Source organism: Chamaesiphon sp. VAR_69_metabat_338, from assembly GCF_031423935.1.
In the GTDB taxonomy this organism is placed as follows: domain Bacteria; phylum Cyanobacteriota; class Cyanobacteriia; order Cyanobacteriales; family Chamaesiphonaceae; genus Chamaesiphon.
This window is the reverse complement of record NZ_JANPGM010000055.1, coordinates 1-7,693: the sequence shown is the minus strand read 5'-3', so window position 1 is coordinate 7,693 and position 7,693 is coordinate 1. Positions and strand designations below refer to the sequence as shown.

General features: G+C 49.6%; 6 protein-coding genes. 5 read left to right on the top strand and 1 reads right to left on the bottom strand.

Going from position 1 to position 7,693, the window contains the following annotated elements; translation table 11 throughout:
* Positions 1–145: 145 nt before the first annotated feature.
* Positions 146–2,074: a DICT sensory domain-containing protein gene (locus RMO84_RS01750; RefSeq protein ID WP_310486737.1), complete on the bottom strand. Its 1,929-nt coding sequence runs from the start codon at positions 2,072–2,074 to the stop codon at positions 146–148.
* 990 nt (positions 2,075–3,064) lie between these two features.
* Between RMO84_RS01750 and RMO84_RS01745 the strand changes: the two genes are divergently transcribed.
* The 5 genes from RMO84_RS01745 to RMO84_RS01725 form a co-directional block, all read left to right on the top strand.
* The gene (locus tag RMO84_RS01745) at positions 3,065–3,514 is read left to right on the top strand and encodes an AMIN domain-containing protein (protein WP_310486736.1); all 450 of its coding nucleotides are present in this window, start codon (positions 3,065–3,067) and stop codon (positions 3,512–3,514) included.
* A 23-nt stretch (positions 3,515–3,537) separates the two neighbouring features.
* Positions 3,538–5,025, top strand: a complete 1,488-nt coding sequence (locus RMO84_RS01740; RefSeq protein WP_310486735.1) for an N-acetylmuramoyl-L-alanine amidase — start codon at positions 3,538–3,540, stop codon at positions 5,023–5,025.
* Between the two features lie 42 nt (positions 5,026–5,067).
* Complete coding sequence (gene murI / locus RMO84_RS01735) at positions 5,068–5,967, top strand: glutamate racemase (RefSeq protein WP_310486734.1); 900 nt, start codon at positions 5,068–5,070, stop codon at positions 5,965–5,967.
* 140 nt (positions 5,968–6,107) lie between these two features.
* A complete protein-coding gene (gene sds / locus RMO84_RS01730) occupies positions 6,108–7,079 on the top strand; it encodes a solanesyl diphosphate synthase (protein ID WP_310486733.1) in 972 nt (323 codons plus the stop codon).
* A gap of 54 nt (positions 7,080–7,133) precedes the next feature.
* On the top strand, positions 7,134–7,693 hold a 560-nt coding region (locus tag RMO84_RS01725; protein ID WP_396135741.1), incomplete at its 3' end, for a Uma2 family endonuclease.

The following is a 7,693-nucleotide window of genomic DNA, read 5'->3' as shown; positions in this document are numbered from 1 at the left end:
TTAATTGCCGCAATTAATGCAATTTCTGAGGATTTTGCTTGTATTTTGGCGGTGACACACATGCCGCAGTTTCGGGAGGCTTTTCAAACTAGAATTGAAGTGCGGAAGACAAATAGTGGTTCGCAGCTTCAGGTGATTACTTAAGCTAAATCGACGGTACAGTAAAGTGAAACTTACTGCCACTATCCTTGCCCGTAGACTCCGCCCAAATTTCGCCACCCCAACTGGTGACGATTTGCCGACAGATTGCCAACCCCAATCCCGTACCGCCAGCAGTACGCCGGAGCGAACCTTCAGCTTGATAAAAGCGTTCAAAAATCATTTGGAGCAGTTCGGGTGCAATGCCGCGTCCGGTATCGGCGACAATCACTTCCAACATCGTCTTCCGTTTGTGGGCTTCGATACTAATTCGATCTTTACCAGTCGTAAATTTGCAGGCATTATCCAAGAGCTTCGTGAGGACTTCGACCAACCATTCCCCATCCGCCCGGACGAAGGGCAGATCTGCCGGAATATTCACCACAATTTTGGGTAGATCGCCATTGTAGCGACGGGTATTCAGGCCGCTCAAGGCCAGATCGATACATTCTTCGAGGGACAGTGGCTCGGGATGCCATTGAATCCGACCGCTTTCGAGCTGGGAGAGGGTCAGAAAATCTTGCACGAGCTTGCGCATCCGCTCGGCATCCCCCAAGGCGGTATTGAGCATCACTTGACGCAGTTCGGGAGACATATCTGGCTCGGTGGCTAGACTCTCCAGGCAGACTTGGATCGTCGATAGGGGTGTGCGCAGTTCGTGTCCGGTAATGGCGACGAGATTGGCACGAGTGCGATCGAGGGCTTCGAGCTGTTGATTGAGATATTCTAAATTGGTATAGGATTCGGCTTGAATGAGGGTACTGCCGATTTGGGTCGCGATCGCTTCGACCAAATTAATCGTATCGTCCGACCACGGCAATGGCGACGAGCAGTGTTGATGTAATTCGATCGCACCGAGCAGCCGATCTTGATGCAACACGGGGACGATCGACCAATCGGTAATGCCGAGTCTAGTCAAGGTGCGCTGCCAGGTTTTGGAGATCGTCACTTCCGCCAATGAGGTGGATTCGTGGGTGGCGACGACCGCTTTGAAGATCGGATTGTCAGTAAGATTCCAACTTTTGCCGACGAGGGAATTAACACTGGGATCGGCGACATATTCATGAGCGATCGTGACGGCGCGTTCGTCCTTGCTGTATTGATAGATCAAACACCGACTGACACCAGTAGCTTTACCGATTTCTTGTCCGGCTACTTGGAGAATATCTGCTGAATTGAGGGAGCGGCGAATTGCGCCGGTAATCGTGTTGACTAATCGTTCCCGTTCTTCTTTTTCTTCGATCGATCGATAGGCTTTGAGTAATTTATATTGCCGTGCTTGCAAATATGTCACCAGTCGCTGCACGAAGGCGTCGGCACTGGCCGAATGGTCTTGGGGAATAGTCGGGACGGCAACGAGGTATTCTTGCTTGGCCTGAGCGATTTTAGCGGCCAAATCGGGACGATAGCCCTTAATCCGATCGAGTAAGATATGCGCTGCGGCGATCGTCACCTGGCGATCGAAAGCCCAGATTCCCTCAAACCGCCGCGATGCATCAATTTCGGGCAGAACGGGGATATCCGATGGCGGCACGAATTTTTCGCGACAGATCAAACAGGCGGAAGATTGGGCACCGATCGCGATGAGATGCCATTCGGACGTCAGCGCGTCGGTTTGACCGAAAGGAATGAGTTCGTATTCTGAGGTCAGATCGCTAAATTCCGTCTCTGGGGCGGCGAGGACGTAAACTTGGTCGCTGATTTCTCCCAACCGTCGATAGCGATGCGCTTCCTGCCGATAAAACTTTTCTTGCTGAAAACTGGCGATGAGTAATGGTCGATCTGTTCCAGCCAATACCCGATCTTCCATTGCGTGGGATAGAGCCGTCAGCGAAGATTTAAAGTACAAGTGCGATCTCAGTTGCGGCATTTGCTGCAATAAATCGCTCAAAACAGATCGTTGTTGGCATCGCCCTTCCTGTGGAAAATCGCTCACTATGATCCTTCTCCTAGAGCTGCGGCAGTGTGTGGACAGCGATCTTCACTGTCAAGTATGCCGATCGAGATCGGGACAATGGGATCTTCTTAATGTTATCGATTCCTATATTACAGAAAAACCCGACCGGATAGTTACGGAATCGGCTGTTTGCGGCAATAGCTTTACTATTATTTACCACGATCGTTACCGCAACTCGATCGGATCGGCTTGCCAGGGATCGCTCCGCACGATCTTTTACACTCGTGCTGCTGTTGCTTGAGGCTTGCCAGCTAGAGGGAAAATTAAAATCCCCTTAACCTGGAATTAGCAACCAATGCTGGCAGAAGATTTAGATCCCTGTTTCACAATAAGTATGAACTGGCATTCCCTGTCGATCGCTGCATCGATCGTCCATGCTAGCCATTTGGCATGAAATTTATGTCCACTGCCTCAATCTTGCTAATTAAAATCCAAATCAGGGAATTCTAAGCTTAGACTTTAGCATCTTGGCTAGATTGGAACTACTATATCGATTTAGTAGTCGGATTTATTCGACACCAGATCTTGATGTTAGATATTACCAGCGCGATCGAGCGATGCTACCAATCTGTCACAGATACGATTCCAACTACTTAACTCGATCGCACCTGCGACTGCTAGGTATTGACGTTTGACCACTTGCAGCTTAACTTTGAACCCATAAAGGCCAAAATCATGGTACTTTACCAAAGAGTCCCATAATGTTAATTTTTCGCAGCAAACAGAAACAATATGATATGTAAATTCATCTTAGAGCAAGTGCCAGCCAGCTTTGGCTACACCTTTAAGTGACGGAGTATCGATACTGAGTGTTATCGAGATCGAGCATCGACTCTCGAAACCAATCGGGACTGTTTGGATCTAATTTTGGCCGCGATCGACAAAAGATTGTTGCCCGAACCAAATCGTTGCTGCCGTCACTGCTGCGCAGCCGTTCAAAGCGTGAGTGCGCAAATCTATTGTTTAAGGATGGAATATAGTGAAGTGAGATTTCAATTTTTACTCTTTAGTGTTTGTAGTTTCTGTCTGCTAGCTGTCCCCGCTGATGCCGGTCAATTGGCATCGTGGAAATTTGATGCGGGTAGAAATAGATTGGATTTTAAGACTGATGCTGGCGTGCAGCCCAAAGCAGTCATGCTATTCAATCCCACGCGATTGGTGATCGATCTGCCCGGAATTAGTTTTCCCAAGTCTACAATTACCCAAAAATTAACGGGTAACTTTCGATCGTTGCGTGTCGGTCAATTTGATGGTGGTACGACTAGGCTAGTACTAGAGCTACAACCTGGATACACCCTCAATCCCAAGCGCGTGCAATTTACGGGTGAAAATCCGATCGATTGGTACGTGTCTATTCCAGTGCCCGAACGCGGATCGACGCTGCCCACTCTCGCTCCCCGACCGAACTCGCCCCGATAGTCCCCCTCATAGGAGTAAGTATTGTGAGATACAACTGGTTATTACCCAGTATTTTTAGTTTCGTAACGGTATCATTGCCGGCAACAGCATCCGAAATCGTGTCATGGCAATATAATGCGACCGAAAATCGGATTGACTTTAGCACTAATTCGGCAGTGAAGCCTGAAGCCCAAATGCTGGCTAACCCCAGTAGATTGATCGTCGATCTGCCAGATACCAGACTCAATCAGCCGACATCCTCCCAATTACTCAGCAATGGCATCAAATCCCTCCGAGTCGGTCAAGTCGATCCCGAGCGCACGCGGATGGTGTTAGAACTCGATCCTGGCTATAGCATCGACCCGCAACAAGTGCTGATTCAGGCCAGTACCAGCAAGCAGTGGTCGGTGCAACTGCCCACCCCCCAACCGCTCAAATCTTTTTCGCGCGGCGCACCAGTCGGTTCAGTTGCCGTTTTTAATGAAAATGGTCAAGTCGTCGTCGCCCAAGTGCCGCGACCGAGAACGGTCATCAACACGACCTCATCCCTATCTGCTGTCAACTATATCGCCCTCGATCCGACCCGCACGGGAATTTTGGTACAGGCCGATCGCCAAAGTAGGACTCAGCTCAAGTATACGACCGTCTGGGATAACCCGACCAACAGCTATCGGATTACCATTCCCAATGCAAAATTAGCCCCTGGATATCAAGTTCCAGCCGATTCCCAACGCTATTTGACCATTACCACCCAAGGCGACGATATCTCGGTTGTCGTGCGGCGTGCTGATGGGATCAAAGTCGATATCGTGCGTCAATACCTCGATAGCCGGTGGGTTTACCTCCAGCCGATTGCCGGTAGTAGTCGCATTGCCAGTCGTCCGCCAGAATCAGTGCCGATTACCGTGCCCCGCACGACACCTACCTACCGGCCGACACCCAAGCAAGATACCTCACCCTCAGTACGTCCGAGCAATGGCCGCGTGTTGGTGATGCTCGACCCCGGTCATGGGGGTAAAGATTCGGGGGCCATTGGCTTGGGCGGTTTGCGCGAAGTCGATGTGATTTTACCGATCGCCAAGCGCGTATCGGAGATCTTGGAAAAGCAAAACATTGCTGTCAAAATGACCCGCAATGGCGACTATTTTATCGGTTTAGACGAACGGGTTAGCATGTCTAGAGAAGCGGGCGCGACCTTATTTGTCAGCATTCACGCTAACTCGATCGACAATCGCCCCGACGTCAATGGGTTGGAGCTATATCACTACAATATCGGCCAATCCTTTGCCGAAACCGTACACCGCACGGTCTTAGACTTTGTTAATAAAAATGGTTTTTACCTAAACGATCGCCACGTTCGCTCGGCGCGGTTTCTAGTCTTGCGCAAATCGACCATCCCCGCTATTCTAGTCGAAACTGGTTATTTGACTAGCGAAGCAGAAGTTGCTCGGCTCCGCAATCCTGAGTATCAGCGCGTGATGGCCGAAGCTATTGCCAAAGGAATTGTCCAGTACATCAAGGAGCGTAACTAAGTTTCGAGCGACCGTTTATATTGACTAGATCTTCTTAAACACATGCAAGACCGATGTACTTCCATCCCGCAGCCGTACTCCGCAGACATTGTCAGAATTGGCGTCTTTGATAGTGGTGTGGGGGGATTGACTGTCTTGCAAGAGATCTATCGTCAATTGCCCAATGAATCGGTACTATATTTTGGGGATACAGCGCGAGTTCCTTATGGTAACCGCAGTGCCGCCGAGATTTTACAATTTACGCGCCAAACCTTGGACTGGCTGGTGTCGCAAGGGGTAAAAATGGCGATCGTCGCCTGCAATACCAGTTCTGCCCTGGCACTAGAAACGGTCAGAGCTGAATACGATCTCCCGATTCTCGGGGTGATTTTGCCCGGGGCTAGATCTGCCGCGCTGCACGGACAGCGGATTGGCGTAATTGCCACGCCCGCAACCGTCAACAGCAATGCTTATCTCCATGCGATTCAAGAAGCAAATCCATCTGCCCAAGTCTGGCAAGTCGCTTGTCCGGAATTCGTCCCCTTAATCGAAACTAATCGCATCGACGATCCCCAGACGTTAGCGATTGCTAAAGAGTATCTCCAACCATTACTCGATCGATCGATCGACACCCTCGTCTATGGCTGTACCCATTATCCACACCTCGAACCAGTATTGCGGCAATTTGTGCCGATGAGTGTGCAGTTCATCAATCCAGCGGTGGCTGTAGTGGCGGCAGCAGCCCGAGAACTCAATGTCCTCGGCATTCAAAGTCATCACTCAGCAATCCCTACCCAGTTTGTCGTCAGTGGCAACCCTGCCCAATTTGCCCAGGTGGCAACTCAATGGCTGCCAGCAGCACCCAGCGTCGTCCAAATCTCACTCCCAGCATCGACCGTTACAGTTATCGAGCCGATCGTTATCTCTTCAGCCATCGCTGCCGAACCGATCGATATCGGCTAAAATTCAGTAACATAGATGTATTTCCAGCTTAATTCTCATGCCCGAAAGTCGATCCCTTCTCGGCAATTCCCTATCTAGAGGAAAAATAGCTTAGAATGTATGTAAACTTTCGTAAACTCACCCTCTGAGCCGCTCGATCGATGACCTCAGTGAAATCCGTATTTACTCCTGTTGAAGCTGACTTGCAAGTTTTGACGGAGAATCTCAAAAATCTCGTCGGTGCCCGTCACCCAATTTTATACGCTGCTGCCGAACATTTATTCGGTGCTGGGGGCAAACGGTTGCGTCCGGCAATTGTCTTGCTGATCGCTCGCGCGACCATGCCAGGGGCAGAGATTACCGCCCGCCATCGCCGCCTTGCCGAAATCACCGAAATGATTCACACGGCCAGTCTCGTCCACGATGATGTGGTCGATACCGCCGAAACTCGTAGGGGTGTCCCCACAGTGCATAGCCTCTTCGATAATCGAATTGCCGTGCTTGCTGGAGATTTTCTGTTTGCCCAGTCATCTTGGTACCTAGCGAACTTAGATAACCTCGAAGTAGTGAAGCTGCTCTCTCAGGTAATTATGGACTTGGCTGAAGGCGAGATTCAGCAAGGCTTAAATCAATTTGAAACCGATTTTTCGATCGAAGCTTATTTAGAGAAAAGTTATTACAAAACGGCATCTTTACTCGCCAATAGTGCCAAAGCTGCGGGATTACTCAGCGATGCCTCGACAGCAATATGCGATCGATTGTATCTGTATGGGCGCAATCTAGGACTAGCGTTCCAGATTGTCGATGATATTCTTGACTTTACAGCTTCCGATGAAGTTCTGGGCAAACCTGCCGGTTCGGATTTAGCTAGTGGCAACCTCACGGCACCAACCCTGTATGCGATGCAGGAATATCCGCAACTGGTAGATCTGATTGCTACTGAGTTTGAAGGTGAGGCGGATTTAGAGACCGCGCTGAGCTTGGTACGGGGTAGTAACGGGATTGCTAAATCGCGCGAACTAGCCAAGCATCATGCCCAGCTAGCACTAGGGCAGATCGAGGGATTACCGCCATCAGATTCGCTCCAAGCCCTATCCGATCTCACTGATTACGTCTTGAAGCGGCTATATTAAATGTAGTCGATCGTGAAGATTCGACGCCTGAACTCTCGCGATCTGCAAATTGTGATGACACCAGCGACCCGCTTCTATCCACGGTCGATCGATGAAGACCGTGTTACTACCTATCCCAATCTGAATTGGCAACAGTTCAAGTTGATTCAGGCTGGTTTTACGCAATCTCATGGCATCCGATTATTCTATGCTCATCATACTCTAGAAATTCTGATGCCGGGACGCAGCCATGAGATGTTTAGTCGGCTCATTGGCTTTTTGCTCGGACTCTTTTGTCTAGAAAACCAGATCGAGTTTGAACCGACAGGTTCGATGACTCAGGAGCAGGAGGGAGAAGTTTCAGTACAAGCTGATGAATCCTATTGTTTTGGCGAATCTAAGTCTCTACCCGATCTGGCAATCGAAGTCGTGTTTACCAGTGGCAGTATCAAAAAGTTGCAACGTTATCAAATAATAGGCATACCGGAAGTTTGGTTGTGGGAAGATGGCGTATTTAAGCTTTATCGCCTTCGCGAAGATGGGTATGTCCAGATCGAGCGTAGTGAAATTTCCGAACTTACCAGCCTCGATATCGATCTATTGACCCGTTGCGTTTTAATGGCTCAGACTTCTAG

Excerpts from the sequence above, each read along its gene's own strand:
- RMO84_RS01745 (WP_310486736.1), top strand. The coding sequence starts at position 3,065 with ATGGAATATAGTGAAGTGAGATTTCAATTTTTACTCTTTAGTGTTTGT.
- murI (WP_310486734.1), top strand. The coding sequence starts at position 5,068 with ATGCAAGACCGATGTACTTCCATCCCGCAGCCGTACTCCGCAGACATT.
- sds (WP_310486733.1), top strand. The coding sequence starts at position 6,108 with ATGACCTCAGTGAAATCCGTATTTACTCCTGTTGAAGCTGACTTGCAA.